A 26,438-nucleotide genomic window follows, 5' to 3' on the forward strand; every position below is an offset into this window, starting at 1 on the left:
TCAGCGTTCAGCGTTCAGCGTTCAGCGTTCAGCGTTCAGCGTTCAGCGTTCAGCGTTCAGCGTTCAGCGTTCAGCGTTCAGCGTTCAGCGTTCAGCGTTGGACGTCGGTTTGGATTTTTGTTCCCGTCCTCTTGCCGCTAGAACTTTGGACTCCCGGCTCGACGGCGGCCCTTGCGTTCCCTATCGGGCGCCATAGGCGGCGTCGGCGCTCGCCGGCTGCGCTTCCTCGTTCGAAGCCGGCCGTCGTCGGCCATCGACGGTCGCGCATCCGACGTCCGCGGCCAGATTTCGCACGCCGCCGCGCTCGCGCACGACGGTCGCCGCCACACGTCGCAGCCGCAGATCGCACATGCGACGCAGCGTCACGCGGCGCGCGCTCGGCGATACTGCACCCAATCGCCCGACTCGATCCGCGGCCGGTCCGCGATCGAATGCGCGACGACCGGATAGTACAGGCAATCGTACCGCCGCCCGCCGAGCTCGACCAACGCCTGCTGCTGCACGAACAGCCCCTCGATGCCCGGATAGACCGCCTCGATCTCGTCGAGCACCGGCACGAGTTGCTCGTCGATCGCGTAGACGTCGCCCCAGACGAGATCGCGGCCGCTCTCGGCGACCATCCCCGGATAATTGCCGAAATCGTACAGCCGCCCCGCCACCGCCACGGCGCCGATCAGCGTCGGCGCCGCGATGCCGTGCCGCGCGGCCGCCCGGCCGATGTCGTTGATCTCGCCCGCTCTCAGGGTCCCGTAGCAGAATACGTAGCGCATCGCATTTCCCTTCCTTGTTACAGTCGTGCCATCGAGCCGGCACGCCGCCGCGTCACTCGAGCAGCGCGCCGTCGCTGACGAGGACACCGTCGGCGTCCGCGTAAATCCAGTCGCCCGGCACGATGCGCGTGCCGCGTACGTCGACGGGCACGTCGCTCACCCCGACGCCGCGCTTGTCGCTCTTGCGCGGATGCGCGGCGAGCGCGAGCACGCCGACGCTGCATTCGGCGAGTTCGGCCGAGTCGCGCACGCAACCGTTCACGACGATCCCGGCCCAGCCGTTCTTCTGCGCGAGCGCGCCGAGGTTGCCGCCGACGAGCGCGCAGCGCAGGCTGCCGCCGCCATCGACGACGAGCACGCGCCCCGCGCCGTCCTGCTCGAGCGCCGCGCGCACGAGCGTGTTGTCCTCGAACAGCTTGAGCGTCGCGGCCGGTCCCGCGAAGCGCCGCACGCCGCCGAACGAGCGGAACGCGGGCTCGAGCACGCGCAGCGTGCCGGCCGCGAGGCGGCCTTCGTTCGCGTCGCAAAGGTCGGTGGTGGCGAACATCATGTCGAAGTCTCCTGGAGGGCCGTGTGGTGTCGATCCGGCATTATCGGCGAAGAAAAATCCCGCTGCGGCAGGTAGAAGGCTCGCCCTACAATAGCCGGACGCACCACCCGCCCCTGTCTTCGATCACCGATGAGCCCGTCCGTTCCCCTTGCGGCGCAGCCGCCCGCCGCCACGATCGACGTTCCGTCCGAATTCGCGCCGACCCCATCGCACCCGATGCGCGTGCGCGCCCGCGCGACCGCCGCCGGCACGCGCGTGCCGCTGCACTCGCACGCGTGGGCGCAGCTCGCGTACGCGTCGCGCGGCGTGCTGCGGCTCGCGACGGCCGATTCGACGTGGATGGTGCCGCCGTCGCGCGCGATCTGGGTGCCGCCGCGAATTCCGCATGAAGTCGTGATCGTCGAGGACGCGTATCTGCGCACGCTATACGTCGCCGAATCGGCGGTGCCGGACGGGCTCGACGCGTGCCGCGTCGTCGAGGTGTCGGGGCTGCTGCGCGAGCTGATCGTCGCGCTCGAGGCGCGCGCGCTCAATCGGGCGCGCGAGCGGCTGCTGGCCGAGCTCGTGCTCGACGAACTCACGCGTGCCGAGCCGCTGCCGCTCGCGGTGCCGATGCCGGCCGAAAAGCGGCTGCGCGCGCTGTGCGAAGCGGTGCTCGCGCATCCGGCCCAGGGCGAATCGCTCGAGCACTGGGCGGCGTGCGTCGGCGCGAGCACGCGGACGATCGCACGGCTCTTCAAGCAGGAGCTCGGCGTGAGTTTTTCGCAATGGCGTCAGCAGGCGCTGCTCGCGCGCGCGATTCCGCTCCTGAACCAGGGGCGGCCGCTATCGCACATCGCGCACGAACTCGGCTACCAGAGCCAGAGCGCGTTCTCCGCGATGTTCCGGCGCGCGTTCGGGGCGAGCCCTCGCGCGTTCATTCAGCGCGGCGACGTGCATGCGGCGGCGGAACTCGCGCAGGCCGACGACGGGGACGCCGGACCGCTGCTGTGACGGCGGGCGGGTGCGGTCGGATCGACCGGGCCGGCGGAGCGCTCGGCCTTCGGGATGTGACGGACGACTCCGCTTGCGAGCGGCGCGTCCGGACGAACACGACGGAATCAATCGACCTCGGTCGCCGTCCCGAATCGACGCGGCGCGGCACGGCACGTTCAAGGCGAAGCCGTCGATCTCGGTCGTTCCCCCCGCGAGCCGAGGCAGGTTCGCGCGCCCGTTCGGACTGCTCGATGCTCGGCCCATCGCGGCGCGCCTCACGCAAGCCATTTATCGAATCCGCGTCGGCCAACGCTCTACGTACGCGGCGCGCACTCGATCGCGCACGCGCCGCCCCGTCGCCTCGCTCGATTCGTTCGCGCCGTTTCCCCGTTCGCCCGACGAGGCTCCGCCGCGCATGCGGCCTCACCGCGGCACGAGCCGCACCATATGGCGGATCGACCCGAACTGCGCAAGACGCGGCCCCGCGAGCCGATAGCCCATCCGCAGATAGAGCCGCGCGGCCGGGTTGTCGACGAACACGCGCAGCTGCGTCTCCCGCAAGCCGCGCGCCTTCGCGAAGCGGTGCGACATCTCGAGCAGGTACGTACCCGCGCCGCGCTGCCGATGCCCCGGCGCGATCTGCACGTCGCGGATGTGCAGCGAATCGCCCTCCTCGGTGATTCTCAACAAACCGATGGGCGAGCCGTCGAGCTCGAGAATGAAGTTCTCCGAGTCGCGCCAGCTCGCGAAAAAGAGATCCGCGCGCCATTTGAGGCCGTGGCGCTCGTAGTACGCATTCATGTTGCCGTGCGTGAGCGCTTCCGCGAATTCGAAGTCGCCCGGCTCGGCGGAGCGCAGCAGATAGACGAGAGGAGCGGCGGCGGAATCGGACATGGCGTGTTCGCAAAACCTGCGTCATCGCCACGATAGCGCAGCCGGCGCGCGTTGCAATGCCGATTTGCACGCATGCGGCCACGATGCACCGAACAATCCGGCAGGAATCGGGACGGAAAACAAAAAGCCCGTTCAGGCGTTCCTGAACGGGCTTCGATTTGGCGGAGCGGACGGGACTCGAACCCGCGACCCCCGGCGTGACAGGCCGGTATTCTAACCGACTGAACTACCGCTCCAGTCTTGCTGCTTGCCTGGCAGGCGTCGGTGCTTCCTGCCGGCGCATCGTCTCGACGTTTCGTTCGAACGACGCCTTGTGTTGGCGTCCCCTAGGGGATTCGAACCCCTGTACTCACCGTGAAAGGGTGATGTCCTAGGCCTCTAGACGAAGGGGACAACGTACTGCTTACACCTTTAACGAAAAAGCCCGTTCACATGCAGCCTGAACGGGCTCTCGATCTGGCGGAGCGGACGGGACTCGAACCCGCGACCCCCGGCGTGACAGGCCGGTATTCTAACCGACTGAACTACCGCTCCACTTCTTGCACCCTGATCGACAAGCGTCGGTTACGCTCTTGCCGACCCGCTTCGTTTCCAATGAAACGCCGCTGATGTTTGGCGTCCCCTAGGGGATTCGAACCCCTGTACTCACCGTGAAAGGGTGATGTCCTAGGCCTCTAGACGAAGGGGACAAAATCTTTTCAGATTTGTCTTACTGCTTTGTTCTTGCCGTCAATTTTCACCAACAGCAAAGAATGAAATTCTAACTTCTTTCATTCCGTTTGTGAAGCATTTTTTCTGTCACTCAATGCTTCGCAAACCTCACTCACTCTGCGTTCAACTGGTGGAGGTAAGCGGGATCGAACCGCTGACCTCTTGCATGCCATGCAAGCGCTCTCCCAGCTGAGCTATACCCCCGTGTCTCGTTGACTGCTGAACAACAGAGAAGCGAGATTGTAGAGACGGTTTTGAGGTTTGTAAATACCCCATTTGCGATTCGAGCAAAATTCTTTGCGAAGCCGCGCACTCGGGACATCGAGCCATTCGAACCACGCGGCCTCGGCTTGCGCGCGCTATGCGAGCGCCGCTTCGAGACGCGACACGACGACGTCGCGACCGAACAGCAGCAGCACTGCGTCGATCGACGGCGTGTGCGTCGTGCCCGCGACGACCAGGCGCACCGGCATCGCGAGCTGCGGCATCTTCAGCTTGTGCGCGCCGAGCGTCGCCTTCAGTGCGGCCGCGATCGCCTCCTTCGTCCAGTCGGCCGCCTTCAGCGCCGCCGCGAAATCGGCGAGCGCCGGGCGCACCGCCTCGGTGACGTGCTGCGCGAGCGCGTCGGCATCAGGCGCGGGCGCGCGATAGAACATCGCCGAGTTCTCCGCAATCTCCTTCACCGTCGACGCGCGATCCTTCATCAGCCTGATCACGCCCGCCAGGCCAGGGCCCTTCGCGATCGCGTCGGCGTCGACGCCGAGCGCCGCGAAGAACGGCTTGGCGAGCTCGGCAAGGCGCGCGTCGTCCGCTTCCTTGATGTAGTGGTTGTTCAGCCAGTTCAGCTTGTTGTGGTCGTACTGCGCGGGCGACTTGCCGAGATGCTCGAGATCGAACCAATCGACGAACTGCTCGCGCGAGAAGATCTCCGCGTCGCCGTGCGACCAGCCGAGGCGCGCGAGATAGTTGAGCACCGCTTCCGGCAAATAGCCGGCGTCGCGATAGCCCATCACGCTCATCGCGCCGTGGCGCTTACTCATCTTCTCGCCCTGCTCGTTCAGCACGGTCGGCAGGTGCGCGTACACCGGCACCTCGCCGCCCAGCGCGCGCAGGATGTTGATCTGACGCGGCGTGTTGTTCACGTGGTCGTCGCCGCGGATCACGTGCGTGATGCCCATGTCGAGATCGTCGACGACGACGCAGAAGTTGTACGTCGGCGTGCCGTCGGGACGCGCGATGACGAGGTCGTCGAGCTCCTCGTTCGAGATCTCGACGCGGCCCTTCACCGCATCATCCCACTCGACCGCGCCCGTCAACGGATTGCGGAAGCGCAGCACGGGCTTCACGCCGGCGGGCGGCTCCGGCAGCACCTTGCCCGGCTCGGGGCGCCACGTGCCGTCGTAGCGCGGCTTGTCGCCCGCCGCGCGCTGGCGCTCGCGCAGCGCGTCGAGCTCTTCCGTCGACATGTAGCACGGATAGACGAGGCCCTGCTCCCGCATCTGCTCGAGCACTTCGCGGTAGCGGTCCATCCGCTGCATCTGGTAGAACGGGCCTTCGTCGTAATCGAGGCCGAGCCATGCCATTCCTTCGAGGATCGCGTCGACGGACGCCTCGGTCGAGCGCTCGACGTCGGTATCCTCGATCCGCAGCACGAACGTGCCCTTCATCTTGCGGGCGAAGGCCCACGGATAGAGCGCGGATCGGATGTTGCCCAGGTGGATGAAGCCCGTGGGGCTCGGCGCAAAACGGGTGCGGACAGGACGGGTCATAAACGATAGCTCGAACGCCTCAAACGGCGCATCAATTGAAACGACGCGGCGGCGCACGCCGCACGGCAATGCCGGGGTGCATGCGCGACCGGAACGCAAAGAGCACGAATTATACTCGCCGCGCGGCGCTTCCTCGTCGCGCGACGCCCGGCTCGCGCGGCTTGCGGCGGGGCCGCGCGTCATCGCCCAACTTACGCGCCCACACGCCCCTTCAAGCGGCGCGGCGCAGCGCCGCACGCGACCGGTCCGCCTCGAGCCCCGCAGCCTTCGCATTCCGGCGCCCCGGCAGCGGCGAACGACTCTCGCGCCCGGATATCTTCTCAAACGCCGGCCGGCCTCGCCCCCTGGCCATTCGGCCAACGGCCGCCTCGCCGCCCGGCCGAAGGTTTCGCGCGCGCGCCGCCAGTTGCTTTATGATGTGCGCGCCGCGGCCGCCATGCCGGCGCCGCGCATGGCCGCGCGCAATTTTCGGCGTGGCCGCCGGAATGTCGCCGTGCGCGGCGCGCCCATCGCGGCCGCGCACGGTCCGCAGTTGGAGATCGAGCCGATGTCGTCCCCCCGTTTGTCCCGCCGCACGTTCACGCTCGCCTGCGCGTCGGCCATCCTCGCCGCCTGCACGTCGACCGGCACGAAGCCGACGACGTCGGGCGCCGTCACGCTGCCTGCGAACCCGCCGCAGCCGCGCGAAAAGCCGGTCCGGATCGGCATCGCGCTCGGCGGCGGCGCCGCGCGCGGTTTCGCGCACGTCGGCGTGCTGAAGGCGCTCGAGGCGCGCGGCATCCCGATCGAGCTCGTCGCCGGCACGAGCGCGGGCTCGGTCGTCGGCGCGCTGTACGCATCGGGAATGAACGCGCTGCAGATCAACAAGCTCGCGCTCGCGATGGACGAGGCGTCGATCAGCGACTGGGCGACGCCGTTCCGCTCGCGCGGCCTGCTGCAAGGCGTCGCGCTGCAGAACTTCATCAACAAGACGCTCGGCAACCGGCCGATCGAGAAGATGACGAAACCGCTCGGCATCGTCGCGACCGATCTGAAGAGCGGCCAGCCGATCCTGTTCCAGCGCGGCAACACGGGGCTCGCGGTGCGCGCTTCGTGCAGCGTGCCGTCGGTGTTCGAGCCGGTGCGGATCGGCGATCGCGAATACGTCGACGGCGGGCTCGTGAGCCCCGTGCCCGCGTCGTTCGCGCGCAGGATGGGCGCGGACTTCGTGATCGCGGTCGACATCTCCGCGCGCCCGGACGGCGCGACGACCGGCAATCCGATCGAAATGCTGCTGCAGACGTTCACGATCATGGGTCAGACGATCAAGACCTACGAGCTCGACAAATACGCCGACGTCGTGATCCGCCCGAACCTCGCCGCGATGGGCGGCAGCGACTTCAACCAGCGCAACGCGGCGATCCTCGCAGGCGAGGAAGCGGTCGCGCGAATCATGCCGGAGCTGCAGCGCAAGCTCGCGGCCGCGCGCTCGACGGCGGCCGCCGCCTGAGCCCGCCCGCGTCGTTGCGCGGCCGCCCCGGCGCGCCGCGCACGCGCCGCATCGCCTCGCATCGCCTCGAAACCGCCGCTCAAAAGCAAAAGCCCCGCTTCCATCGGAGAGCGGGGCTTCGACGCGCCCGGCAATCGGCCGGCGCGAGCGGTGCGCGACTCAGTTGCTGCCGTTCGCGCTCGTCGCGCTGACGTTGCCGTCGCCGATCGTCGCCTTCACGCGCTGGCGCAGATCGTCGGGCTTCGCCGAGAACTGCGTCTCGATCCGGCGCGCGCCGGTGAAGCGCTTTTCCCAGTAGCCGCTATCGAGATCGTCGACGCGGATCGTGCTGCCCGTCGACGGCGAATGCACGAACTTGTTGTCGCCGATGTAGATGCCAACGTGCGAGAACGTGCGGCGCATCGTGTTGAAGAACACGAGGTCGCCCGGCTTCAGCTCGCTCATCCGGACCTTCTCGCCGACACGGCTCATCTCTTCCGCGCGGCGCGGCAGCGACATGCCGAGCGTGTCCTGGAACACGTAGCGCACGAAGCCGCTGCAGTCGAGGCCCGAATCCGGCGTGTTGCCGCCCCAGCGATAGCGCACGCCGATCATGTTCAGCGCGCCGACGACGACGTCGCCCGCCTTGCCGGCCATGCCCGACAGGAATGACTTCGCGCCGCCCTGGCTCTTCGCGGGCGTCGCGGCACTGACCTGCTGGAGATTCTGGGAGGAGGAGGCCGATTCGGCTTGAGCCGAACCGACGGCATTCTGACTGGAACTGCTGACTTCGTCGGCGAACGCGCCGGGAGCTGCAGCGATCAGGACGCCGACGAACATCCCGGCGACGACGCGCGTGCAAGCCTGGGTCAGATATCGGTGCTGCATTGGTCGATGAATTTGCGCTGGAAACTCAGCTGATTAGCGGAAAAATTTCGGTCGATACTAGCCACGAAGTATTTGTTTGTCAAAAGGAATTGAGAATTTCAATCAAACTTCTTGCACCATTCGGATTCATCAGACTTAACGAACGGCTTTCAGCAATTTTTGCGTGTAAGGATGCACCGGATCGGTGAAGATCCGCTCGACATCGCCCGTCTCGACGATCGCCCCGCCCTGCATCACCGCGACCCGGTGCGCCATCGCGCCGATCACTTCCAGATCGTGGCTGATGAACACGTAGCCGAGGTTGTATTTGCGTTGCAGATTCGACAGCAGCTTCAACACTTGTTGCTGGATCGACACGTCGAGCGCGCTCGTCGGCTCGTCGAGCACAAGCACGCGCGGCTCCAGCACGAGCGCGCGCGCGATCGCGATCCGCTGGCGCTGGCCGCCCGAGAATTCGTGCGGATAGCGATGCAGCACGGTGCGGTCGAGGCCGACTTCGCGCAGCACGGCGATCACCTTGTCGCGGCGCGCGCCGGCCGCGAGCTGCGGGCGATGCAGCTCGAGCCCTTCGGACACGATCCGCTCGATCGTCTGCCGCGGCGAAAGCGAACTGAAGGGGTCCTGAAATACCACTTGCATGTTCGCGCGCAGCGCGGTCCGCTCGCGGCCGTGAAAGCTCGCGAGCGCGCGGCCCTCGAATTCGATGTCGCCGCGCGCGACCTTCTGCAGCCCGAGAAGCGCCATCGCGAGCGTCGACTTGCCGGAGCCCGACTCGCCGACGATCCCGAGCGTCTCGCCCTGCCGCACCGACACGCTCGCGTCCGACACAGCGGTGAAGCGCCCCGAGCGGAACCAGCCCTCGAAACCCGGCAGCTTCTGCTTGAACTGCACGGTGACGCCGCGCGCGTCGAGCACGACGGGCGCGATCGGCAGCACCGGCGACACCGCGCGCTGCGGCCGGCTGTGCAGGAGGCGCTGCGTGTACGGATGCTCGGGCGCGTCGAAGATCCGCTCGACCGGCCCGCATTCGACGAGCTTGCCCTTCTCCATCACGGCGACGCGCTCGGCGAAGCGCCGCACGAGGTTCAGATCGTGCGTGATGAGAAGCACCGCCATCCCGCGCTCGGCCGCCGCGTCGCGCTGCAGCTCGAGCAGGAGCTCGACGATCTGCGCGCGAATCGTCACGTCGAGCGCGGTCGTCGGCTCGTCGGCGAGCAGCAGGCGCGGCCGGCACGCGAGCGCCATCGCGATCATCGCGCGCTGCCGCTGGCCGCCCGACAACTGGTGCGCATAGCTGTCGACGCGCTCGCGCGGCTTGTCGATCCCGGTGCGCGCGAGCAGCGTGATCGCACGCTCGCGCGCGTCGCGCTTCGACACGCCGTCGTGCAGCTCGATCGTCTCGCCGATCTGCTCGCCCACCGTGAAGAGCGGATTGAGCGCCGTCATCGGCTCCTGGAAGATCATCGCGATATCCGCGCCGCGCAGCCCGCGCATCGCGCGCTCGCTCTTGTCGGCGAGATTCTCGCCCGCGAAGCGGATCGTGCCGCTCACGTCGGCGTCGCGCAACAGGCGCAGCACCGACAGCGCGGTCACGCTCTTGCCGGAGCCCGACTCGCCGACGAGCGCGACGCGCTCGCCGCGGCCGATCGCGAGCGACACGTCGTCGACGGCGAGCGTGTCGCCGAAGCGCACGCGCAGCCGCTCGAGCGACAGCAGCGGCTCGCGCGGCGGCGCCGCCGCGCCGTCGTCCGCATTGCGCACGGCGCTCATCGGACGCCTCCCGCCGCGCGCGTCGTGTCCGCGACGCGCGTATCGAGCGCGTTGCGCAGTGCGTCGCCCATGAAGGTCAGCAGCAGGAGCGTCGCGACGAGCACGCAGAACGTCGCGAGCGAGATCCACCATGCGTCGAGGTTCGCCTTGCCCTGCGCGAGCAGCTCGCCCAGGCTCGGCGTCGGCGGCGGCACGCCGAGCCCGAGAAAATCGAGGCTCGTGAGCGCGAGGATCGCGCCGCTCATCCGGAACGGCAGGAACGTGATGACGGGCGTGAGGCTGTTCGGCAGCACGTGCCGCCAGATGATCTGCCAGTTCGTGAGCCCCATCGCGCGCGCGGCGCGCACGTAGTCCTGCGTGCGGTTGCGCAGGAATTCGGCGCGCACGTAGTCGGACAGCCCGATCCAGCCGAACAGCGACAGCAGCACGATCAGCAGGATGAAGCTCGGCTCGAATATGGAAGCGAAGATGATCAGCAGATAGAGCTCCGGCATCGAGCTCCAGATTTCGATGAGCCGCTGGCCGACGATGTCGATGCGTCCGCCGAAGAAGCCCTGCACCGCGCCCGCCGCAATGCCGAGCAGCGTGCCGATGAACGTCAGGACGAGCGCGAACTCGACCGACACGCGAAACCCGTAGACGAGCCGCGCGAGCAAATCGCGCCCCTGCGCGTCGGTGCCGAGCCAGTTCCCGCGCGAAGGCGGCGCCGGATTCGGCCGCTTCGAGAAGTAGTTGAGCGTGTCGTAGTAGTAGCGGTTCGGCGGATACAGCGCGAAGTTGCCGGGCGCGTCGAGCTTGCCGCGCACGTAAGGATCGAGATAGTCGGCGGGCGTCGGGAAATCGCCGCCGAAGGTCGTTTCCGGATAGCTCTTGAAGAGCGGGAAGTAAAAGTGGCCGTCGTAGCGCACGACGATCGGCTTGTCGTTCGACCACAGCGGCGCGGCGAGGCTCGCCGCGAACGCGATCACGAAGATCACGAGGCTCCAGTAGCCGAGGCGCTGCTCCTTGAAGCGCAGCCACACGCGCCGCGCGGGCGACGGCGACACCCGCGCGCGCGCGGCGTCGATCCGGGAAGAGACGGCGAGTCGGCTCAAATCAGCGCTCCAGTTGCTCGAATTGAACGCGCGGGTCGACCCACACGTAGCAGAGATCGGACACGAGCTTCGTCGCGAGCCCGATCAACGTGAAGATGTAGAGCGTGCCGAGCACGACCGGATAGTCGCGCCGGATCACCGATTCGTACGACAGCAGGCCGAGCCCGTCGAGCGAGAACAGCGTCTCGATCAGCAGGCTGCCGGTGAAGAACGCGCCGATGAACGCGGCCGGAAAGCCGACGACGAGCGGCAGGAGCGCATTGCGGAACACGTGCTTCCACAGCACGCTGCGCTCCGAGAGCCCCTTCGCGCGCGCGGTCAGCACGTACTGCTTGCGGATCTCGTCGAGGAACGCGTTCTTCGTGAGCATCGTGATCACCGCGAAGCTGCCGACGACCGACGCGACGATCGGCAGCGCGATGTGCCACAGGTAATCGGCGATCTTGCCGGCGACGGAGAGCTGCGCGAAGTTGTCGGACGTGAGGCCGCGCAGCGGGAAGATCTGCCAGAACGAGCCGCCGCCGAACAGCACGAGCAAGAGCACGCCGAGCACGAAGCCGGGAATCGCGTAGCCGACGAGAACGACGAGGCTCGTCGCGAGATCGAACGGCGAGCCGTTCCTCACCGCCTTCGCGATGCCGAGCGGCACCGATATCAGGTAGGTGAGCAGGAAAGTCCACACGCCGATGCTGATCGACACGGGCAGCTTCGACACGACGAGCGACCAGACGCTCTGATGATGGAAATAGCTGTCGCCGAGATCGAAGCGCGCGAAGCGCTCGAGCATCAGCCAGTAGCGCTCGAGCGGCGGCTTGTCGAAGCCGTACAGCGCTTTCAGCTGCGCGAGCTGCTGCGCGTCGACGCCCGTGTACGAGCGCATCCCGAACGGCGCGCTGCCCCGCTCGGCGCCCTTGCGCAGCTCCTGCACCGCCTGCTCGACCGGGCCGCCCGGCACGAACTGGATCACGGCGAACGTGATGGTCAGGACGCCGACGAGCGTCGGGATCATCAGCAGCAGACGTTTGAGGATGTAGCTCCACATAGGCGCACTCGGCACTCAGGCGTGTTCGAACGGTTTCGTCAATCGGCGGGCGCGGCAAGCGCGCCGCGCGGCGTACGCCGGGCCCGTGCGGCGCGCGCCGTGCGGGCCGCCGTCACGGCTCGGCGGACGCGCCGTGGCCAGGGCTCGCCCACCACGTCGACGCGACCCAGCCTTCCGCCGAATAGTACAGCGGCAGCGTCGACGGATAGGCGAGCGTGCGCTTGAACGCGATCCGGTGCGTCGCGCTGTACCACTGCGGCACCGCATAGTAGCCGTGCATCAGCACGCGGTCGAGCGCGTGCGTCGCATCGAGCAGTTCCTGCCGCGTCTCGGCCTGCGTGAGCGCCTTCAGGATCGCGTCGACCGCAGGCGACTTGAGCCCGGTCAGGTTGTCCGAGCCCTGCTCGTCCGCGTAGCGGCTCGCGAAGCGCGCGACCTGCTCGGCGCCCGGCACCTGGACGCCGGGGTAGCGGACCGTCGTCACGTCGTAGTCGAACGCGTCGAGGCGCTTTTGCAGCAGCGCGTAATCGGCCGTCCGATACTTCGCGACGATCCCGAGCTTCGCGAGATTGCGGATGTACGCGGTAACCACTCCCTCGAACGCCGAGCCCGAATCGTCGAGGATCTCGAATACGAACGGCTCGCCCTTCGCGTTGCGCAACGCGCCGTCGCGGTAGGTCCAGCCGGCTTGCGCAAGCAGCGCGCGCGCCGTCAGCAGGTTCGCGCGCAGCGATGCGGGCGGATCGGTGACGGGCTGCACGGTCATCGGCCCGAACACCGCCGGGTCGAGCTGCGCGCGCAGCGGGTTCAGCAGCGCGAGCTCGCCCGCGCTCGGCACGCCCGTCGCCTGCAGGTCGGTATCGGCGAAGTAGCTGTTCAGGCGCGTGTAGGCGCTGTAGAACAGCTGCCGGTTCAGCCATTCGAAGTCGAACGCGAGATCGAGCGCGCGGCGCACGCGCACATCCTGGAACAGCGGCCGCCGCAGGTTCATGAAGAAGCCCTGCATGCCCGCGCCGTTGTGCTGGCGAAACTCGCGCTTCACGAGCTCGCCGCTGTCGAAGCGCTTGCCGACGTCGCGCCGCACCCAGTTTCGCGCGATGTACTCGATGAGCACGTCGTACTCGCCTGCCTTGAACGCCTCGAGCCGCGCGACGCCGTCGCCGTACAGCTTGTAGACGATGCGCTCGAAATTGTTCGTGCCGATCCGCACGGGGAGCGCGGCGCCCCAATACGCGGGATTGCGCCGGTACGCGATCGTGCGGCCGGTGTCGTAGCGCTCGATCAGGTACGGGCCGCTGCCGATCGGCTGCTCGAACGCGAGCTGGTCGAACGGCATGCGCGAGCCGTCCGGCCGCAGGCCCCATTTGCGCGAGAACACCGGAATGCCGCCCGCGATCAGCGGCAGCTCGCGGTTTTTCCGGCGAAACTCGAAGCGAACGGTCGCCGGATCGACGATCACCGCGCGCGTGATGTCCGCGTAGTACGCCGGGTATTGCGGCGCCGCCTGCGGGCTCTTCAGCGCGTCGAACGAATGCTTGACGTCCGCCGCGGTGACGGGATCGCCGTTCGAGAAGCGCGCGCGCGGATTCAGATGGAAGGTGACCGACAGCCCGTCCGGCGCCACCGCGATGTCGTCCGCGAGGAGGCCGTACGCGGACGCGGGCTCGTCGGCGCTGCCCGTCGTCAGGCTCTCGAACAGCAGGTCGAGGCCGGGCGCCGGGTTGCCGCGCATCGTGAACGGATTGAACTTGTCGAATGTCGTGAGCCGGTTCGGATTCGCGAGCACGAGCGTGCCGCCCTTCGGCGCGTCCGGGTTCACGTAGTCGAAATGCTTGAAGCCGGGCGGATACTTCGGCTCGCCGTACTGGGCGATCGCGTAAGCCGCGTGGGCGGCCGGCATCGCGGCGAGCGCGAGCGCGACGCCCGCGGCCGTCCGGCGCACGAAATGCACGAAATGCACGAAGCGCACGAAGCGCCCGAGCGCGGCGCGCCGATCGGCCGCCCGTTGCGGCGCGGCCGGTCGCGCGGCCTGTTTGGGTGTCGCCGCGCGTCGCGGCGGTCGCGGCCGGCTGGCCCGGGGCGAACCGATCGTCATAGAAGCCTTGGCAGTCGTTCGAGGATGGCGATGTGAGAGAATTCTACCCACTCGCAACCGATTACAGCCAACCGGCGCCCGCCGATGCGCGGGCGCGGGCGCCACACATAGGAGAATTCATGGGCTTTCTCGACGGTAAACGTATTCTGCTGACGGGCCTCTTGTCGAACCGCTCGATCGCTTACGGCATCGCCAAGGCGTGCAAGCGCGAAGGTGCCGAGCTGGCGTTCACCTACGTCGGCGATCGCTTCAAGGATCGCATCACCGAGTTCGCGGCCGAGTTCGGCAGCGAGCTCGTGTTCCCGTGCGACGTCGCCGACGACGCGCAGATCGACGCCCTCTTCACGTCGCTCAAGGCTCACTGGGACACGCTAGACGGCCTCGTCCACTCGATCGGCTTCGCGCCGCGCGAGGCGATCGCGGGCGATTTCCTCGACGGCCTCACGCGCGAGAACTTCCGCATCGCGCACGACATCTCCGCGTACAGCTTCCCGGCGCTCGCGAAGGCCGCGCTGCCGATGCTGTCGAGCGACGCTTCGCTCCTCACGCTCTCCTATCTCGGCGCGGAACGGGCGATTCCGAACTACAACACGATGGGCCTCGCGAAGGCGGCGCTCGAGGCGAGCGTCCGCTATCTCGCGGTGTCGCTCGGCGCGAAGGGCGTGCGCGTGAACGCGATCTCGGCGGGCCCGATCAAGACGCTCGCGGCAAGCGGCATCAAGAGCTTCGGCAAGATTCTCGACTTCGTCGAGAGCAACTCGCCGCTCAAGCGCAACGTGACGATCGAGCAGGTCGGCAACGCGGGCGCGTTCCTGCTGTCGGACCTCGCGAGCGGGGTCACGGCCGAGGTGATGCACGTCGACTCGGGCTTCAACGCGGTGGTGGGCGGGATGGCCGGCCTCGAAGAGTAAGCGCGGCGCGGCGGCGGGCGGCCCGAGCCGCGGCGCTTCGGCGCACGGCGGCGCCCGGCGCGAAAAGGACGAACCCCGCGCTCGCGAAAGCGCGGGGTTCGTCGGATGTTCGAACCGCCCGTTCCTCGGGCGGTTTTTTCATGGGGCCGGCGGCGGCATGCGTCGCTCGACGCGCCGTATGCCGGCCGGCGCACGGCCAAACGCCGGCATCAGTGACGCCAGCCGTTGTGGCGGCCGTTGTCCCGGTGGCCGCGGTCCCAATCGCGGTGATGGCGATACCATTCGTCGCGGCCCCAGTAGCGGCGGCCGTCCCAGTAACGGTCGCCGTGCCAGCCGATCACGATCGACGGCACGGGCGCATACACGGGGGCCGGTGCGTAGACGGGAGCCGGCTGATACACGACGGGCGGCGGCGGCGGCGCGTAGACCGGCGCCGGAGCGACGTAGACGGGCGCGGGCACACCGACGTTGATGCCGACGCTGACGCCTGCCAACGCGGCGCCGGATGCGAGCAACGCGGCGAGACCGGCCGCGAGCGAGGCAGCACGCAAGGTTTTCATGGACTCCCCTTCTGGTTGATTCGTTGGTTTCGACTATAGCGGGAACCATCTGCGCCGCATATTTCAACTTTGTAAGAACTGATGCGCGGCATCGCATCGCGATCGGATCGCTAACGTTTCGTTACATTCGGCCCGATGCGGCCGGCCCGCCGCTCGCGACGCGGCGAAGCGGCGGCGAAACGCGCATCCGCCGCGTCGTAAAAGACGGGGAAAAGGTTCGAGAATCGGCCGGCGTCGCCGCCCGCCTGTCAGCGCGCCGCGCCGGCGAATCGAAGAGAGGTTTTCCGCCCGCCGGGCTCGCATGCGCGAACGAGGCGGCCAATCGAGCGGGAAAGCGGGGAAGCCCGACGCGAAAGCGGCCGAATGCCGCCGAATGTCATCGAATCTCGGCCGATGCGGTGCGGCGGGTCGGTGCGGCGGGTGCGGCGGGTGCGGCGGGGCGGCGGGTGCGGCGGGTGCGGCGTAGCGGACGTTAGGCGCGCACGCATCCGTTGCGCCCGCCCGTCGCCCTGCATGCTGCGCGAGCGGCCTTCCCGACGCGCGGCGGATGCGCGCTCGCCGCGCGCCGGCTGGAGAGCCCGCCCGCGCCGCCGCACGCCCGGCGGCGCGCGCGTCGTCAAGCCGGCACGGCCTCGACGGTCGGCGTTGCGGGCACCAGCGCATCGACGACGCGCAAATGCACGGGCACGTACTTGTGATAAGGCGTGCGCGACAGCGGATCGCAGTGCGCGCCCGACGTCAGGCGATTGAGCTCGGGCCCGATCGGCGCCCCGCCCTTGTAACGCATGCCATAGCCGTGCGGCAGCGTGACCATCCCGCGCCGCACGCTGTCGTCGAGCTCGGCGACGACCTCGATGCTGCCCGTCGCCGACGCGCACACGAGCTTGCCGCCGTCTGCGACACCTAGCGCGGCCGCATCGTCAGGATGAATCCGCAGCGAGCCGTGGGGATCGACCTTGCGCCACGACGGATCGCGATAGATCTGGTTCGCGTTGTACGCGCGCCGCTCGCCCGCCATCAGCACGAACGGGTAATCGGCGCCGGGCGGCGTCTCCGTCCCGAGCGCGCGCAACTCGTCGATCATCTCCGGAATGTGCAGATGCACGCGGCCGTCCGGATGGCGGATGAAGCGCCACATTTCGTGAAACTCGTGAATGCTCATCACCGTCCCGGAGCGCCGCTCGAGAATCGCGCGAAAGAGCGCGGTGCCGAGCGTCGCCCGGTTGCCGCGAATGCCCGCGCGGCGCACGGCCGCGTAGTGCTGCTGCGCATACAGCATCGTGAGCGGCAGCAGCGGCGCAATACCCGCGGCGTCGTTCGGCAGCGCGCGTCCGAGCGTGCGATAGACGATCGACGCCGCATGACGCTGCCACTTCTTGTTCGCCGCGAGCGCGATGCCGAGCGCGCCCATGTAGACGAGGTGCTTCGACGCGCGCGGCTCGAGCCGCGCGACGCGCTCGAGGAGCGGAAACCGGCCCGGCAGTTCGCCCATCTTCTCGAGCAGCCGCGTGTAGATCTCAGGCTCCGGCAGCGATTCGCCGAGCGGCGGCAGCAGCGCATGCCGCAGATGGAACGCGTTGGCCGGGAACTCGAGATTGAAACCCGTCGCCTCCCATTTCTCGAACTGCGACGCGGCGGGCAGCACGTAATGCGCGAGGCGCGCCGTCTCCGTCATCGCGACGTCGATCACGACGAGCAGTTCCAGCTTGCCGAACGCGCGCTCGTACGCGTTCGAATCGGCATACGTGACGACCGGATTCGCGCTGTCGACGAACACCGCGCGCACGCGATTCTCGTCCGCGTGCTCGATTTCGTCGGGCAGGATGTTGGGCGGATAGATGCCGGCGATCGGAAACATCCGGTGACGCGCGGTCCGCTTGAGCGGCTTGCCGTTCTTGCGCACGCGCTCGTCGGTGTGGCCGATGACGGGCAGCAGGAACGTATGCAGGTTGTTGCCGCCGCGCTTGCCGAAGTTGCCGGTCAAGAGAAACAGCAGCTTCTCGAGATAGCCGTTGAGCGTCGTGTGCAGCGTGTGCTGGATGCCGAGATCGATGCGCAGGCACGCGGCGCGTGCGGTCGCGAACCCGCGCGCGACGCGCTCGACGTCCTCGAGCGGCACGTCCGCGCGGCGGGCGTACTCGGCGATCGGCACATCGCGCAGCGCGCGCTCGACGAACTCGAAACCCGCGCAGCGCCGCGCGATGAACTCGCGGTCGATCAGCCCGTCGCGCAGGATGATCGCGAGCATCGCGCTCATCAAATACGCGTCCGTGCCGGGGCGCACCTGCAGATGGAGATCGGCTTGCTTGGCCGTCTCCGAGCGCCGTGGATCGACGACGACGAGCGTGCGGTTCGGGTCCTTCTTCAAGTCGCGCAGCGTGTCGCGTGCGTTCGGGATGCCGTGCGCCTGATATGGATTCGCGCCGATGACGAGCACGTAGTCCGCATGCTCGATGCCCTCGGTCGTGTGGCAGTCCTGACGGCCGAACAAGCGGCCGTTGAGCCAGAAATCGCCGGTCTTTTCCTGGCCGAGCGCGTTGTACGCGTAGCGGCTTCGCATCGCCGCGAGCAGTTGCCGGCTATACGCGCCGCCGACATGATTGCCCTGCCCGCCGCCGCCGACGAACGCGAACGCGTCGCCGCCGTGCCGCTCGCGCAGCGCGACGAGACGTTGCGCGATGTCGTCGAGCGCCTCGTCCCACGTGACGCGCACGAAGCTGCCGTCGGGCTCGCGGCGCAGCGGATGCGTCAGACGGTCGTCGTGATGCTGGTAGTACGTGAGGCGCGCGGCCTTCTGGCACAGATAGCCTTTCGAAATCGGGTGATCGTCGTCGCCGCGGATTTTCGCGAACTTGCCGTCCACGACGTCGACGACGAGACCGCAATTGCGCGAACACAGGATACAGGCGGTTTTTTCGACTGCCATCGCACGCTCCATCTGCCGGCGCACTCGCCGGAATCGGGGAATGGTGAATATCAAATAACGATCGTTATCGCAACGGACGTTATTCCACGTATTGACCGAAGTCAATCGAACAGACGCTCCAAACGCAGCGTGCATCGACGCGGCGATCGCCGAAACGCGAGCAAATGCGCCGCGCGTGCGTCGTCGACGCCGAACACCGAACACCGAACGCCGCGCGCACAAAGAGAAACGGCTTCGCGAACGCTGGCGTCGGCGCGCTTGCCGTCACGGCCGGCGTGACGACGAGCGCGTGTTGCTCGCAGCTCCATTCGGAATCCGAATGACCGCACGCGAACACCAGACGCGATCGTTGCGCGCGAAACGCCGAAAGTGCCGTCGACGCGCGACAGTCGCTTGAAACTAGAAACGCTCGTCGGGCCGCGCGGGCGCCCGAGCGCCGCACACGCCGATCAGCCCGAGCGGGACTGCCCGGCGCCCTTTCCTACCGCAGAAATGTCGCGCGCGCACCCGCGCACCGCACGACGCACGCATGCCGTTCACGCACGGCGACAGCGGCGGCGACGCGACAATCGCGGACGCGGTGCGAACGACGACGACGCGTGAACGTTCCGACGACCGACGACCGACGACCCACGCAACGACGAGCGCACGCGATGGCGACACCCGCGCGCCGCGCCGCCGCGCACCGTCATTTCTCGACAAAGGCGCGCTCGATCACGTAATCGCCCGGCGCATGGCTCGTCCCCTCGACGAAGCCGCGCCGCGCCAGGATCTCGACCAGATCGGCGAGCATGCTCGGGCTGCCGCAGATCATCGCGCGATCCACGGCGGGATCGAAAGGCGGCAGGCCGATGTCGTCGAACAGCTTGCCCGAGTCGATCAACTCGGTCAGGCGCCCCTGACGCTCGAACGTCTCGCGCGTCACGGTCGGGTAGTAGATCAGCTTGTCGCGCACCAGATCGCCGAAGTACTCGTTCTCGGGCAGTTCGGACGTGATGTGATCGAAATAGCCGAGCTCGCTCTTCCAGCGCACGCCGTGCGTGAGGACGATCTTGTCGAACGCCTCGTAGTATTCGGGATCGCGGATCACGCTGATGAAGGGCGCGAGGCCCGTGCCCGTCGACAGCAGGTACAGATGCCTGCCGGGCCGAAGGTTGTCGATGATCAGCGAGCCGGTCGGCTTACGGCCGACGAGCAGCGTGTCGCCGACCCGCAGATGCTGAAGCCGCGACGTGAGCGGGCCGTCGGGCACCTTGATGCTGTAGAACTCCAGATAATCGTCGTAGTATGCGCTGACGACGCTGTAGGCGCGCATCAGCGGCTTGCCTTCGATCTCGAGCCCGATCATCACGAACTGGCCGGTCTTGAAACGCAAGCTCGGATTGCGCGTCGTCTTGAAGCTGAACAGCGTGTCGTTCCAGTGATGAACGGACAGCACCGTTTCATGGGCGTTCGCGGACATCTCTTCCTCATCCTCCCGTCATGTTCATGAAGCGTACGACCTGCGGCGGCGCGTTCAGATCGAAGTGATGCCGCTCGGGCTTCAGCGGCATCGCGGCGACGATCGCGTCGCGCAAGCGCTCGCCGTCGCCTGGGCGAGCGCGCAGCACGTCGCGCAGCTCGACGCCGTGCTCGTTGCCGAGACACAGCAGCATGCGGCCGCTCGCCGTGACGCGCACCCGGTTGCAGTCGCCGCAAAAATTGTGGCTGTGCGGCGAGATCACGCCGATGCGAATGTCGCTGTCCGCCATCCGGAAATAGCGTGCGGGGCCGCCCGTCGATTCGATGCTCGGAAATAGCGGATAGGCGAGCCGGATCTGCGTGAGCACCGCCTCGCTCGACACGAAGCTCGAAGCCCGGTCGTGCTCGTCGATCGCGCCGAGCGGCATCTCCTCGATGAACGCCAGATCGAGCCGCTCCTCGCGGGCGAAACGCACCAGATCCAGCACCTCGTCGTCGTTGCGCCCGCGCAGGATCACGCTGTTCAGCCTGATGCGCCGGAACCCGGCGCCCTTCGCGGCGGCGATGCCGGCCAGCACCGCCTGCAGGCGGCCGGTGCGCGTCAGCGCGCCGAAGCGCTCAGCGCGCAGACTGTCGAGACTGACGTTGATGCGATCCAGGCCGGCCGCCTTCAACGGTGCGGCGAACCGCGCGAGGCGCGCGCCGTTGGTCGTCAGCGTGAGTTCGTCGAGACCCGGCAGTTTCGCCACGCGCTCGACGAGCGTCGTCAAGCCGGCGCGAACGAGCGGCTCGCCGCCCGTGAGCCGGATCTTGCGCACGCCGAGCGAGACGAACGCCTCGGCGACGGCCGCCAGTTCGTCGATCGTCAGCACGTCGCCGTGCGGCAGGAACCGCATGTCCTCCGCCATGCAATAGACGCAGCGGAAATCGCAGCGGTCCGTCACCGACAGACGCACGTAGGTGACGTCGCGGCCGAAGCGATCGGCGAGCGCGCGGCCCATGTCAGATCGCACCGCGCGGCTTCGCGCTTTGGGATCGCCGCTCGCATGCGGCACGCCGCCGGCACGGGCGCTGATCGAATCGACGCGGCATGACGGGCATCACGCGCCGTTGCGGTCCAACTGGGCGAGCTTGCCTTTCACGTCGGTCCACGTCGCGTGATCGGAAAGCGCCGGCTTCCTGCCGGTGATCCGAGGCCAGTTCGGATGCTCGGCGAGCTCGGCGTTGAGCGCGATGAAATGCCGTTGATCGTCCGGCAAGTCGTCGGCCGCGCGTATCGCGTCGATCGGGCACTCCGGCTCGCACAGCGCGCAGTCGATGCATTCGTTCGGATCGATGACGAGAAAATTAGGCCCCTCGTGAAAACAATCGACGGGGCACACGTCCACGCAATCGGTGTGCTTGCAGCGAATGCACGCTTCCATCACGACAAAGGTCATCCGGTATCTCCCTGACGGCGGACTCGGGCCCGCGCATGTTGAATGCCGACGATGAGCGCAGGGCTTCACAGTCTTCCGTCGCGCGCCGACATCGTTTCGAGCATATAGTAAGTTCCAATTTGGAACCTATCAAGAACAAACAGGAATTCTAGAATGAGCCGACTACGCGATGTCCGGCCCGCCGCTCTGTGCGTCGACGTCCGGGTCGCGAGATGACGGACGTACGCGGCAAGCGCGTTGTCGCACAAGCCAGCGAGCGCGAATTGCGCCGGCACGCGAGATCGCTCCGCGACGTCACGCATACGGCGCATTCACATGCGAAGCGCTGCGGCACGAATCGCGCTGCGCGCAACGCGCAGCCGAGACATTCGATGCAGGCGGAACCCCGGTTCATCGGCCGCTCGATGGGCATGGCGCGTTGCGTCGAGCCGAAGCCCGGGTCGTCGATGGCCGGCCGCGCGTTGCGAGCTTGATTGCTCCGCCCCGACGATCGCCCCGCCCGCCTCCGACGGGCAACGCGAATGCGGCTTGCACGCGCTACTCGAGCCAATACCGCGCGACGCCGCCGCGCGCATCGTCCTCACGTCACGCGTGCGACGCCGCTTCGGGCTCGAGTTCGGGCTCAGGCTGGCTCGGCCGCGCCAACCGATCGCCGGAATGCCGATGGCGAGCAAAACGCGCCCTAGCGACACGCGCCGCATTCCGGGCAGCAGGCCCGTCGAGGCCCGATGCGCTTCGCCGCCACACACCTTTGCGCACCGCACCGCTTCGGCCCCGACGCCGAGGCACGCCACATTCCACGGCGCGAGCGCCGCATGCACACGGTGCGCACGGTTTTCTCGGCTGCCGCGAAACGCTCCGTCCGGCCGTCCGGCCGGCTCCGATTGAAGCCCGTTTCAATAACGATCGTTATGGTAACGGACGTTATTCTATACTTCAATCGAAGTCATTCGATCAAGGCCGCGAATACGGAAGCGACATGCGTTACACAGCGAAACACAAGGAGGCAAGCCGGGCCCGCCTCATCGAGGCAGGCGCCGCGCTCGCGAAGCAAAGCGGCTTCGCGAACACCGGCATGGACGCGCTCACCGCGGCGGCCGGCGTGACCACGGGCGCGTTTTATTCGCAATTCCGCTCGAAGCCGGAATTCCTGCACGCGATCGTCGAGCACGAGATGTCGAAGGTGCTCGCGACGGTCGAGAACCGCTCGAAGGACGACCTCGTCGCGGCGTTGCGCGGCTATCTGAGCACCGCGCACGCCGATCATCCGGAACTCGGCTGCCCCGTGCCCGCGCTCGGCGCGGAGATCGCGCGCGCCGACGTCGCGACGCGCAAGATGTTCGAGGATCTGATCAAGCGCTTTCAGACATCGATCGCGAACGTGCTGCACGACGACGAAGCGGCGTGGACGCTCGGATGCGCGGCGATCGGCGCGGTGCTCGTCGCGCGCGCGATGGCGACGCCCGAGCGCCGCGACGAAGTGCTTCGCTCGGTGCTGGCCTACACGATGCGATCGTTCGGCGGCGGCGCGCCGAAGAAATGACGGGCGCGCCGCGCGCGTCGAACACATGGCGCATCTCGCGGCAAGCGCGCGCCGCCCACGCCTCGCGCGCGGGCGCGCCGAGCGTCAGTTCGCGATTCTGAACGGCGGCGCCGGATGCGCGCGTGCGGAAATTGTCTGTTGCGGCGGCAAACCTGCATCGTCCGTCGGCGTCGCTCGCGAACGCGTGATATGCAAGTCGTCCGCGCCGTTCAGCGCTTGCCGCTCGAGCGAATCGTCGCTTGCGTCGCGATGCAGCGGAACGCGCCGTGCGTGCGGCGCATTCTCGTCGTACGCTTCGGGCACCGTGTGCAGCCGCTCGCCGCTCATGCCGGCAACTATCTGCGGGACATGCCGCGCGGCCAACAATAACCTCCATCGGTAGCGGCCCATCATCGACAGGAAGATCGGCCTCGCGGCCGATTTCGAGTGCAACCGGGCGTCGGGCACGCGCCTGCGCTTCAACGCGAAGCCGTCCCCTCGCATCGGCGTGCCGACGTGATTCGGGCTTGCGGGATTCTCGTATACGCCGCTCATCGTCGCGCCGGCTTCGAGTAGTCCGAAATGGGAGGAATCCGCGCTATGAAGCCGGGCGACACCAACCGATGCTCGACCGGCGGCCGCGACTCCGCGATCGCCCCGCCACATGGCATCCGGAACTGGACACGCATCGGCTCGTCGTGATTCTCTCGGCATGGCCGGCCGTCAAACCGGCAATCCGCACACCCAGTCCGGATGGGCCCGGTGCGCCGCGCGCGTGTCGATGACACGAACCATCGGAGTCCGAATCAGTGCAACCGACTCGCGCGATGCATCATCGCGCAGGCAAAGCTTCGCGCCATCGCACGCGCTCAATGCCGCCGCGCGGCGGACGGGATTCCTGCGCTCGGCGGCCGGGCAGCGACAGATCGGAGGTGTCCCGAGCGGCAGACGGCTACGGCCGCGAATGCCCGAAGTGCCCGAAGTGCCCGAAGTGCCCCGCCGCCTGTTCCCGGCCTACGATCACGCATGCTCGACCGAGATGTCGATTCAGCTCCGCTCGATCGCGCCCGGCGTGTCCGCTCCAACCGGCGGGCACGCCGGCTCGCCGTCCGGCCACGGCGTCAGGATATCGAAGCCGCCTTCCGTGACGACCACCATGTGCTCCCACTGCGCGGACCACGAACGATCCTGCGTCACGACCGTCCAGCCGTCTGCGAGTTGCCGCGTTTCGGCGCGCCCCGCATTGAGCATCGGCTCGACCGTGAAGATCATGCCGGGCGCGAGGCGAAGCCCCGTTCCCGGCCGCCCGTAATGGAGCACCTGCGGTTCGTCGTGGTAAATGCGACCGATGCCGTGGCCGCAGTACTCGCGCACGACACTGAGGCCCTCGCGATGCGCGACGCTCTGGATCGCATGGCCGACGTCGCCGAGCGTCGCGCCCGGACGCACCGCCGCGATTCCCGCCATCATCGCTTCGAAGGTCGCATCGACGAGACGGCGCGCAGCCGCGGCCGGCTCGCCGACGAAATACATGCGGCTCGTATCGCCATACCAGCCGTCGATATCGAGCGCGACGTCGATGTTGACGATGTCGCCGTCCATCAATGCGTGATCGGATGGAATGCCGTGGCAGACCACATGGTTCACGGATGCGCAGATCGTCTTCGGATATCCGTGATAGCCGATGTTCGCGGGTCGCGCGTGCAGGACGTCGACGATGTAATCGCGGCACAGCCGGTCGAGCTCGTTCGTCGTCGCTCCGGCCTTCACGTGCGGCGCGATCATGCTCAGCACCTGCGCGGCCATCATGCCGGCGCGGCGCGCCATCGCGATCTCGGCCTTCGAGCGGATCGGAACGTGTCGTGAACGTGCCATCATGCGGTCCTCGCGGCGGCGGTGGAGGTCGTCGTCGCTTCGTCGCCCTGAATTTCCGCCTCGATCAACAGGCGGCAAATCTCCGCGTAGCTGAGCGTCGGATGCAATTCGGCGAGCATCCCGATACGCAGCCAGTGCTCCGCCTGCGCATTGATCGATCGGCTTAGCGCGGCGCTCGCATGGCGCAGCGATTCATGCATCTGATCGGATATCTTGACTATTCCCATGGCATGAATTTATACGATTTATATACGGATCGTATATTACCGGATATGCGGCGCGCCGATCAAGCGCGCCGTCGCACATGGTCACGCACAATGGGCTTCGGGAATCTCGGCGCAGACATCGACGAACGCGCGGCCTTCCGCCGCCGGCAGACGGCGCCGTGAATACCGCGCATCAAGCAAAAGTGCCCCGCCGCGCCATTCGGGAACCGATTCGGCGAGACGGCCCTTGTCGATCAGTTCCCGTACGCCATCTGGCTCGACGCGCGCGATGCCGGTTCCGGATGGCCGTGCGCCGAACGGAACGCCGGCATCCACGACAAGCATGCGCCCCGCGCCGTCATGCGCGGCACCCGACGTCCGGCCCCCGCGGCACGCTCATGCCAGCGCCCGCCCCGTGATCGGGCTGCGCGTCTGGACAATAGCGTTCGGCGCGATCGGCGGGCATCGCAAGAGGGCCGTGTTTCCTCACGCCCGCGAGCGCCGCGACGATCATCGCGCCAATCTTCGGCAGCTTGCACGCGACGAGCGACGACGCGAACGGCTGCCCGAAAAGGATCGCGACGTCGAGCCCATCGTCGACGAAACCGCCCCGCGGCCTTCGCTCAATCAATTCCGCCGACCACCCGGGATGGCGATCGAGGCGACATGTCGCGAGAGGCGGCGCGAGCAACCCGCGCGAGCAGAACCTGTCGATGTTCACGCGCAAGCGGCCGCGCACCGCAGTCGATGCACAGGCCCATCGGCAACAGCGCATCGCTGATGCCAACCAGCTCAAACGCGACGGAGTCCTCACGATATTTGGGCTTTGAAGAAACGTTTCGCCGCGACGCGCTCAGACGGGCGCGCGATCGCCGCCGTAACCGGCGGTCCCGCACGCTACCGCGCCCAGTTCGACTGCATCGCGGCGAGGCAGCGAGATGCTGCATTCCGCATCGACCGAGAAAAGCGATGCACGCGATGATCGGCATAGCCGACAAAGTAGCCGGCGCGCTCGCGCAAATGCCGCTCACGGTGCCGCGCGACAAGCGTCGTTCGGCGCACAACGGAAGAGGAATACGCATTCGCGCAACCGGATGCCGAACAGCTTCGGCGAGAGCCGGATCGCGTTCGAGCGCGGCGAAGCAGAATCGACCGCGGGAGAAGCCGAACAACGCGCGGCGCTGCGCGCTCGCCACATGCGCGGGCTGAACCGAGCATGCACGCGGATTGCGACGCCGCACGCGAGAGAGCGTCAGCGACAAGCAAGGTGTGTGCGACGCGACGCGTTGCCGTCCGCACCCGCCCGCATCCATGCGCGCCCGGCCGCCAATCGATTGGCAATACGAACCAACGCGATTCCGACCGAGACGAAAGCGCCGCCGCGCATTGGCATTTCCAACACACCGGAAAAAGAAAAGGTTCATCGCGGAATTCCGGGGAACGCGGCGCGGATCTTGAGGAAGAAGTACTCCTCGTCACGGTACCCGTAGGCCCTGCGCTTGATGACCTTGA

General features: G+C 67.5%; 24 protein-coding genes and 5 tRNA genes. 4 read left to right on the top strand and 25 right to left on the bottom strand.

Going from position 1 to position 26,438, the window contains the following annotated elements; translation table 11 throughout:
- Positions 1-362: 362 nt before the first annotated feature.
- Together X946_RS25480 and rraA are read right to left on the bottom strand one after the other, a co-directional pair.
- Entirely contained in the window at positions 363-770 is a 408-nt protein-coding gene (locus X946_RS25480; RefSeq protein WP_038753487.1) for a gamma-glutamylcyclotransferase family protein, read from the bottom strand.
- A gap of 52 nt (positions 771-822) precedes the next feature.
- Positions 823-1,320 carry a ribonuclease E activity regulator RraA gene (rraA, locus tag X946_RS25485; protein WP_038753490.1) on the bottom strand — a complete coding sequence of 166 codons (498 nt, stop codon included), beginning with the start codon at positions 1,318-1,320 and terminating at the stop codon, positions 823-825.
- A gap of 129 nt (positions 1,321-1,449) precedes the next feature.
- On the opposite strand from rraA, the gene X946_RS25490 reads away from it, so the two are divergent.
- Positions 1,450-2,313, top strand: coding sequence for an AraC family transcriptional regulator (locus X946_RS25490; RefSeq protein ID WP_038753493.1), 864 nt, complete (start codon positions 1,450-1,452; stop codon positions 2,311-2,313).
- A 405-nt stretch (positions 2,314-2,718) separates the two neighbouring features.
- On the opposite strand, the gene X946_RS25495 is transcribed toward X946_RS25490, so the two are convergent.
- The 7 genes from X946_RS25495 to gltX all read right to left on the bottom strand — a co-directional run bounded on the left by X946_RS25495 (position 2,719) and on the right by gltX (position 5,669).
- The gene (locus X946_RS25495) at positions 2,719-3,189 is read right to left on the bottom strand and encodes a GNAT family N-acetyltransferase (protein ID WP_038753496.1); all 471 of its coding nucleotides are present in this window, start codon (positions 3,187-3,189) and stop codon (positions 2,719-2,721) included.
- A 159-nt stretch (positions 3,190-3,348) separates the two neighbouring features.
- Positions 3,349-3,425 (bottom strand) — tRNA-Asp (locus X946_RS25500).
- Positions 3,426-3,506: 81 nt separating this feature from the next.
- Positions 3,507-3,582 (bottom strand) — tRNA-Glu (locus X946_RS25505).
- Between the two features lie 64 nt (positions 3,583-3,646).
- A tRNA-Asp gene (locus tag X946_RS25510) sits at positions 3,647-3,723 on the bottom strand.
- Positions 3,724-3,802: 79 nt separating this feature from the next.
- Positions 3,803-3,878: transfer RNA gene (locus tag X946_RS25515), tRNA-Glu, on the bottom strand.
- 150 nt (positions 3,879-4,028) lie between these two features.
- A tRNA-Ala gene (locus tag X946_RS25520) sits at positions 4,029-4,104 on the bottom strand.
- Positions 4,105-4,259: 155 nt separating this feature from the next.
- Positions 4,260-5,669 (bottom strand): glutamate--tRNA ligase, encoded by a 1,410-nt coding sequence (gene gltX / locus X946_RS25525; protein WP_038753498.1) that lies wholly within the window; start codon positions 5,667-5,669, stop codon positions 4,260-4,262.
- Positions 5,670-6,105: 436 nt separating this feature from the next.
- On the opposite strand from gltX, the gene X946_RS25530 reads away from it, so the two are divergent.
- The gene (locus X946_RS25530) at positions 6,106-7,158 is read left to right on the top strand and encodes a patatin-like phospholipase family protein (protein WP_038753542.1); all 1,053 of its coding nucleotides are present in this window, start codon (positions 6,106-6,108) and stop codon (positions 7,156-7,158) included.
- A 159-nt stretch (positions 7,159-7,317) separates the two neighbouring features.
- Here X946_RS25530 and X946_RS25535 read toward each other — a convergent pair whose 3' ends face one another.
- The 5 genes from X946_RS25535 to X946_RS25555 all read right to left on the bottom strand — a co-directional run bounded on the left by X946_RS25535 (position 7,318) and on the right by X946_RS25555 (position 14,026).
- Complete coding sequence (locus X946_RS25535; protein ID WP_038753501.1) at positions 7,318-8,025, bottom strand: C40 family peptidase; 708 nt, start codon at positions 8,023-8,025, stop codon at positions 7,318-7,320.
- 135 nt (positions 8,026-8,160) lie between these two features.
- Positions 8,161-9,795, bottom strand: coding sequence for an ABC transporter ATP-binding protein (locus X946_RS25540; RefSeq protein WP_038753504.1), 1,635 nt, complete (start codon positions 9,793-9,795; stop codon positions 8,161-8,163).
- Positions 9,792-10,889 (bottom strand): ABC transporter permease, encoded by a 1,098-nt coding sequence (locus X946_RS25545; RefSeq protein ID WP_038753507.1) that lies wholly within the window; start codon positions 10,887-10,889, stop codon positions 9,792-9,794. Before X946_RS25545 ends, X946_RS25540 begins: the two co-directional genes overlap by 4 nt.
- A gap of 1 nt (position 10,890) precedes the next feature.
- Complete coding sequence (locus X946_RS25550; protein WP_038753509.1) at positions 10,891-11,931, bottom strand: microcin C ABC transporter permease YejB; 1,041 nt, start codon at positions 11,929-11,931, stop codon at positions 10,891-10,893.
- Between the two features lie 112 nt (positions 11,932-12,043).
- Positions 12,044-14,026: an extracellular solute-binding protein gene (locus X946_RS25555; protein ID WP_038753511.1), complete on the bottom strand. Its 1,983-nt coding sequence runs from the start codon at positions 14,024-14,026 to the stop codon at positions 12,044-12,046.
- Positions 14,027-14,145: 119 nt separating this feature from the next.
- On the opposite strand from X946_RS25555, the gene fabI reads away from it, so the two are divergent.
- Complete coding sequence (gene fabI, locus X946_RS25560) at positions 14,146-14,937, top strand: enoyl-ACP reductase FabI (protein WP_038753514.1); 792 nt, start codon at positions 14,146-14,148, stop codon at positions 14,935-14,937.
- Positions 14,938-15,146: 209 nt separating this feature from the next.
- Here fabI and X946_RS25565 read toward each other — a convergent pair whose 3' ends face one another.
- The 6 genes from X946_RS25565 to fdxA form a co-directional block, all read right to left on the bottom strand.
- Entirely contained in the window at positions 15,147-15,497 is a 351-nt protein-coding gene (locus X946_RS25565; RefSeq protein ID WP_038753516.1) for a hypothetical protein, read from the bottom strand.
- 616 nt (positions 15,498-16,113) lie between these two features.
- The gene (locus X946_RS25570; protein ID WP_038753519.1) at positions 16,114-18,528 is read right to left on the bottom strand and encodes a molybdopterin oxidoreductase family protein; all 2,415 of its coding nucleotides are present in this window, start codon (positions 18,526-18,528) and stop codon (positions 16,114-16,116) included.
- Entirely contained in the window at positions 18,525-18,731 is a 207-nt protein-coding gene (locus tag X946_RS32355) for a hypothetical protein (protein ID WP_152611819.1), read from the bottom strand. Before X946_RS32355 ends, X946_RS25570 begins: the two co-directional genes overlap by 4 nt.
- A gap of 380 nt (positions 18,732-19,111) precedes the next feature.
- On the bottom strand, positions 19,112-19,885 hold the full coding sequence (locus tag X946_RS25575; protein WP_038753521.1) for a ferredoxin--NADP reductase: 774 nt from the start codon (positions 19,883-19,885) through the stop codon (positions 19,112-19,114).
- 7 nt (positions 19,886-19,892) lie between these two features.
- The gene (gene moaA / locus X946_RS25580; RefSeq protein ID WP_038753545.1) at positions 19,893-20,885 is read right to left on the bottom strand and encodes a GTP 3',8-cyclase MoaA; all 993 of its coding nucleotides are present in this window, start codon (positions 20,883-20,885) and stop codon (positions 19,893-19,895) included.
- Between the two features lie 99 nt (positions 20,886-20,984).
- On the bottom strand, positions 20,985-21,323 hold the full coding sequence (fdxA, locus tag X946_RS25585; protein ID WP_038753524.1) for a ferredoxin FdxA: 339 nt from the start codon (positions 21,321-21,323) through the stop codon (positions 20,985-20,987).
- Between the two features lie 979 nt (positions 21,324-22,302).
- Between fdxA and X946_RS25595 the strand changes: the two genes are divergently transcribed.
- Positions 22,303-22,866 (top strand): TetR/AcrR family transcriptional regulator, encoded by a 564-nt coding sequence (locus X946_RS25595; RefSeq protein WP_038753530.1) that lies wholly within the window; start codon positions 22,303-22,305, stop codon positions 22,864-22,866.
- An 84-nt stretch (positions 22,867-22,950) separates the two neighbouring features.
- Here X946_RS25595 and X946_RS29620 read toward each other — a convergent pair whose 3' ends face one another.
- The 5 genes from X946_RS29620 to X946_RS29625 all read right to left on the bottom strand — a co-directional run bounded on the left by X946_RS29620 (position 22,951) and on the right by X946_RS29625 (position 25,653).
- Complete coding sequence (locus X946_RS29620) at positions 22,951-23,400, bottom strand: hypothetical protein (protein ID WP_052145184.1); 450 nt, start codon at positions 23,398-23,400, stop codon at positions 22,951-22,953.
- Between the two features lie 492 nt (positions 23,401-23,892).
- Positions 23,893-24,720: a type I methionyl aminopeptidase gene (gene map, locus X946_RS25605; protein ID WP_038753533.1), complete on the bottom strand. Its 828-nt coding sequence runs from the start codon at positions 24,718-24,720 to the stop codon at positions 23,893-23,895.
- The gene (locus X946_RS25610; protein ID WP_038753536.1) at positions 24,720-24,947 is read right to left on the bottom strand and encodes a ParD-like family protein; all 228 of its coding nucleotides are present in this window, start codon (positions 24,945-24,947) and stop codon (positions 24,720-24,722) included. Before X946_RS25610 ends, map begins: the two co-directional genes overlap by 1 nt.
- Before the next feature lie 81 nt (positions 24,948-25,028).
- Complete coding sequence (locus X946_RS34585; protein ID WP_152611820.1) at positions 25,029-25,271, bottom strand: hypothetical protein; 243 nt, start codon at positions 25,269-25,271, stop codon at positions 25,029-25,031.
- Between the two features lie 13 nt (positions 25,272-25,284).
- On the bottom strand, positions 25,285-25,653 hold the full coding sequence (locus tag X946_RS29625; RefSeq protein ID WP_152611821.1) for a hypothetical protein: 369 nt from the start codon (positions 25,651-25,653) through the stop codon (positions 25,285-25,287).
- Between the last annotated feature and the right edge of the window lie 785 nt (positions 25,654-26,438).

It is taken from the genome of Burkholderia sp. ABCPW 111 (genome assembly GCF_000773065.1).
GTDB classification, from domain to species: Bacteria; Pseudomonadota; Gammaproteobacteria; order Burkholderiales; family Burkholderiaceae; genus Burkholderia; species Burkholderia savannae.

Bases quoted from the DNA above. Each gene is read 5' to 3' on its own strand.
- X946_RS25480 (WP_038753487.1), bottom strand. From the start codon at position 770: ATGCGCTACGTATTCTGCTACGGGACCCTGAGAGCGGGCGAGATCAAC.
- rraA (WP_038753490.1), bottom strand. From the start codon at position 1,320: ATGATGTTCGCCACCACCGACCTTTGCGACGCGAACGAAGGCCGCCTC.
- X946_RS25490 (WP_038753493.1), top strand. From the start codon at position 1,450: ATGAGCCCGTCCGTTCCCCTTGCGGCGCAGCCGCCCGCCGCCACGATC.
- X946_RS25495 (WP_038753496.1), bottom strand. From the start codon at position 3,189: ATGTCCGATTCCGCCGCCGCTCCTCTCGTCTATCTGCTGCGCTCCGCC.
- gltX (WP_038753498.1), bottom strand. From the start codon at position 5,669: ATGACCCGTCCTGTCCGCACCCGTTTTGCGCCGAGCCCCACGGGCTTC.
- X946_RS25530 (WP_038753542.1), top strand. From the start codon at position 6,106: ATGCCGGCGCCGCGCATGGCCGCGCGCAATTTTCGGCGTGGCCGCCGG.
- X946_RS25535 (WP_038753501.1), bottom strand. From the start codon at position 8,025: ATGCAGCACCGATATCTGACCCAGGCTTGCACGCGCGTCGTCGCCGGG.
- X946_RS25540 (WP_038753504.1), bottom strand. From the start codon at position 9,795: ATGAGCGCCGTGCGCAATGCGGACGACGGCGCGGCGGCGCCGCCGCGC.
- X946_RS25550 (WP_038753509.1), bottom strand. From the start codon at position 11,931: ATGTGGAGCTACATCCTCAAACGTCTGCTGCTGATGATCCCGACGCTC.
- X946_RS25555 (WP_038753511.1), bottom strand. From the start codon at position 14,026: ATGACGATCGGTTCGCCCCGGGCCAGCCGGCCGCGACCGCCGCGACGC.
- fabI (WP_038753514.1), top strand. From the start codon at position 14,146: ATGGGCTTTCTCGACGGTAAACGTATTCTGCTGACGGGCCTCTTGTCG.
- X946_RS25565 (WP_038753516.1), bottom strand. From the start codon at position 15,497: ATGAAAACCTTGCGTGCTGCCTCGCTCGCGGCCGGTCTCGCCGCGTTG.
- X946_RS32355 (WP_152611819.1), bottom strand. From the start codon at position 18,731: ATGGAGCTGCGAGCAACACGCGCTCGTCGTCACGCCGGCCGTGACGGC.
- X946_RS25575 (WP_038753521.1), bottom strand. From the start codon at position 19,885: ATGTCCGCGAACGCCCATGAAACGGTGCTGTCCGTTCATCACTGGAAC.
- moaA (WP_038753545.1), bottom strand. From the start codon at position 20,885: ATGGGCCGCGCGCTCGCCGATCGCTTCGGCCGCGACGTCACCTACGTG.
- fdxA (WP_038753524.1), bottom strand. From the start codon at position 21,323: ATGACCTTTGTCGTGATGGAAGCGTGCATTCGCTGCAAGCACACCGAT.
- X946_RS25595 (WP_038753530.1), top strand. From the start codon at position 22,303: ATGCGTTACACAGCGAAACACAAGGAGGCAAGCCGGGCCCGCCTCATC.
- X946_RS29620 (WP_052145184.1), bottom strand. From the start codon at position 23,400: ATGAGCGGCGTATACGAGAATCCCGCAAGCCCGAATCACGTCGGCACG.
- map (WP_038753533.1), bottom strand. From the start codon at position 24,720: ATGGCACGTTCACGACACGTTCCGATCCGCTCGAAGGCCGAGATCGCG.
- X946_RS25610 (WP_038753536.1), bottom strand. From the start codon at position 24,947: ATGGGAATAGTCAAGATATCCGATCAGATGCATGAATCGCTGCGCCAT.
- X946_RS34585 (WP_152611820.1), bottom strand. From the start codon at position 25,271: ATGCTTGTCGTGGATGCCGGCGTTCCGTTCGGCGCACGGCCATCCGGA.